At 73.1% G+C, this 2,871-nt stretch carries 2 protein-coding genes and 1 pseudogene; all 3 read right to left on the bottom strand.

The genetic code is table 11. From position 1 onward, the window contains the following. The coding region (locus HW445_RS25025) for an HD domain-containing protein (RefSeq protein WP_180223189.1) at positions 1-1,376 on the bottom strand (1,376 nt) is incomplete at its 3' end. A 249-nt stretch (positions 1,377-1,625) separates the two neighbouring features. Continuing rightward, on the bottom strand, positions 1,626-2,522 hold the full coding sequence (gene dapF / locus HW445_RS25020; RefSeq protein ID WP_180223188.1) for a diaminopimelate epimerase: 897 nt from the start codon (positions 2,520-2,522) through the stop codon (positions 1,626-1,628). Positions 2,523-2,605: 83 nt separating this feature from the next. Beyond that, positions 2,606-2,871: pseudogene (locus HW445_RS25015) on the bottom strand (hypothetical protein); the annotation flags it as partial.

The following is a 2,871-nucleotide window of genomic DNA, read 5'->3' as shown; positions in this document are numbered from 1 at the left end:
GCGCCGCCGTCGGCGCGGAAGACGGTGATCTCGCGGTCCTGGGCGAGGTCCTGACGGAGCGTGGACCAGAAGATGTCGGTGTCGGGGGCGGCGGCCTGCCAGGCGAGCAGCCGGGAGAGCCAGCCGGGCCGGGTCGGGTCGGCGCGCTCCCCGTCGGGCCGCTCGCGCTCGGCGCCCTCGCCCTGCTCGTCCGTGCCGGGCGGCGCCACGTTCGGGTTGCCCAGCGCGATCACACCGGCCTCGGCGACCTTGTGCATCCGGTGCGTGCGGATGAGGACCTCGGTGACCTGACCGTCCTCCCGGGCGACCGCGGTGTGCAGCGACTGGTAGAGGTTGAACTTCGGGACGGCGATGAAGTCCTTGAACTCCGAGACGACCGGCGTGAAACAGGTGTGGAGTTCACCGAGCACGCCGTAACAGTCGGCGTCCTCGTTCACCAGGACCAGGAGTCGTCCGAAGTCCGTTCCCCGCAACTGCCCGCGTTTGCGCGAGACACGGTGGACGGAGACGGAGTGCCGGGGCCGGATGACGACCTCCGCGGCGATGCCGGCCTCCCGCAGCACCGAACGCACCGACTCGGCCATCTCGGCCAACGGGTCGTCACCGCATGCCGTGTTGGCGGAGATCAGTTCCTGGGTGTGCCGGTGCTCCTCGGGGTGGAGGACGGCGAAGACCAGGTCCTCCAGTTCGGTCTTGAGCACCTGTACGCCGAGTCGTTCGGCGAGCGGGATCAGCACCTCGTGGGTGATGCGCGCGATGCGCTCCTGCTTCTCGCGCCGCATCACGCCGAGCGTGCGCATGTTGTGCAGCCGGTCGGCGAGTTTGATCGACATCACGCGGACGTCGTTGCCGGTGGCGACCAGCATCTTGCGGAAGGTCTCCGGCTCGGCGGCCGCGCCGTAGTCGACCTTCTCCAGCTTGGTGACGCCGTCGACCAGGTAGGAGACCTCCTCGCCGAACCCGTTGCGCACCTGCTCCAGCGTGACGGCGGTGTCCTCGACCGTGTCGTGCAGCAGCGAGGCGGTCAACGTCGTCGTCTCCGCGCCGAGTTCGGCGAGGATCAGGGTCACCGCGAGGGGGTGCGTGATGTAGGGCTCGCCGCTCTTGCGCATCTGTCCGCGGTGCGAGGACTCGGCCAGCACGTAGGCGCGGCGCAGCGGTTCGAGGTCGGCGTCCGGGAAGTGCGCCCGATGGGCCTCGGCGACATGGCTGATGGCGTCGGGCAACCGGTCGCGGCCCGTCGGGCCGAGCAGGGCCGCCCGGCCGAGCCGTCTCAGGTCCAGTCGGGACCGGGACCGCCGACGGGGAGCCGGCGGACTCTGGGGAACGGGCGTCACGGCCCCTGGGGTCGCGGCGTTCGTGGCCTCCGCGCTCATCGGCACCTCCGGCTGCGTCGACCGGCGGACGGGGACCCCGAGAGGCGACACGGCCAGGGGTGCGGTGTCGGTCCCCCGTCCGGACCGGTGCTTGATGCTATCGAGCCCATCACGTGCCGTTCACCGCCTCTCGCCGAGCGTGAACGGGATCACCCGTTCGAGCGAAGGGGGCGGGCGTCGCGGCGTGGCGTTCCACCGCGCGCGCGGCGGAGGGTCCCACGACCCCGACCCGCTCCCTTCCGCCCGGTTTCATACGTTCCGCACCACCGGGGTCTTCGTGGCGACGGCGCGCTCCAGCCAGTCGGCGTCGACGGCGCCCTCGGCGACGATCTCCGCCGGGCCGGTCATCTCGACCTCGCCGTCCGGATGCTCGGTGATCACCAGCCGGCCGCCCGGCAGGTCCACGGTGTACGTCACGGGGGTTCCGGCGACGGACGGGTCGGCGCCGTCCCGGCGGGCGGCGGCGACGGCCACGGCGCAGGCGCCGGTGCCGCAGGAACGGGTCTCGCCGGAGCCGCGCTCGTGCACCCGCATGGCGACGTGGCGCGGGCCGCGGTCGACCACGAACTCGACGTTGACCCCGTCCGGGTAGACCGAGGCCGGCGTGTACGGCGGCGGGGTGTGGAGGGTCCCGGCGTGCGCCAGGTCCTCCACGAAGGCGACGGCGTGCGGATTGCCCATGTTGACGTTGCGCGCCGGCCAGCTGCGGCCGTCGACGGAGACCGTCACCGCGTCCTCGGGCAGCACCGCGCGGCCCATGCGGACGGTGACGTCGCCGTCCTTGGCCAGGTGGACGGTCTTGACGCCGCCCCGGGTGGCCACGGCGACCTCACCGGCCGTGACGAGGCCCGCGTGCTGGAGGTACCGGGCGAAGACGCGGACGCCGTTGCCGCACATCTCCGCGACCGAGCCGTCGCCGTTGCGGTAGTCCATGAACCATTCGGCCTCGCCGGCCATCTCCCGGGCCTCCGGGTGGGCGGCCGACCGCACCACGTGCAGCAGCCCGTCGCCGCCGATCCCCGCCCGGCGGTCGCACAGCGCGGCGACGGCGGCGGGAGGCAGGTCCACGGCGTTCTCGGGGTCGGGCACGATCACGAAGTCGTTCTCGGTGCCGTGGCCCTTGAGGAAGGCGATCCGCGTGCTCATCCTTCGATCGTACGGCCTGAACGGGCCCGACGACGTGCGGGGACCGGGGTCGGCCGCCGCGCCCGGGCGGCCGGTGTCCATGGTCACCGGAGCCGGGCGACGCGCCAGACCGCGAGCGCGACGACGGCGGTCACCGCCACCGCGTAGGCCAGCGCGATCCGCCAGTCGGTGGGCCGTCCGGAGCCCCGCGGGGGCAGGCCGGGCCAGTGCTGACCGACCTTGCGGGCGGCCACCAGGGCCCACCCCGCGGCGCAGGAGCAGATCAGCACGCCCAGCATGGCGATCACGGCGCCGCTGTCACCGAAGTCGAAGGCGAGCGGGAAGGCGAACATCAGCGAGCCGGCGGCGG

Origin of the sequence: Streptomyces sp. UH6, from assembly GCF_013421635.1 — a bacterium.
GTDB lineage: Bacteria > Actinomycetota > Actinomycetes > Streptomycetales > Streptomycetaceae > Streptomyces > Streptomyces abyssomicinicus.
This window is presented reverse-complemented; position numbering and strand designations above follow the sequence as displayed.